At 69.3% G+C, this 218-nt stretch carries 1 protein-coding gene; it reads right to left on the reverse strand.

From position 1 onward, the window contains the following. Positions 1 to 218: hypothetical protein (locus XH79_RS02715; RefSeq protein WP_271580547.1), on the reverse strand; the 218-nt coding region annotated here is incomplete at both ends.

A 218-nucleotide genomic window follows, 5' to 3' on the forward strand; every position in this document is an offset into this window, starting at 1 on the left:
GCCCGCCAGGGCATTGGTCGCGCTGGCCCCGTCGCTCAGGGCATAGCTCACCACGCCGCTGGCGGTGGTCAGCGTCGCCGTGCCGTAGGTCCCGGTCTTGGTGTAGGTCGCGCCGGCATCGCTGGTCGCCCAGCCATCGGAGGTCAGCGCCGAACCATCATAGCTCGCCGCATCGCCGGTATCGAAGTCCCCCTTGGTCAGCGCGATCGACGCATTCG

Source organism: Bradyrhizobium sp. CCBAU 45389, from assembly GCF_028128625.1.
In the GTDB taxonomy this organism is placed as follows: domain Bacteria; phylum Pseudomonadota; class Alphaproteobacteria; order Rhizobiales; family Xanthobacteraceae; genus Bradyrhizobium; species Bradyrhizobium liaoningense_B.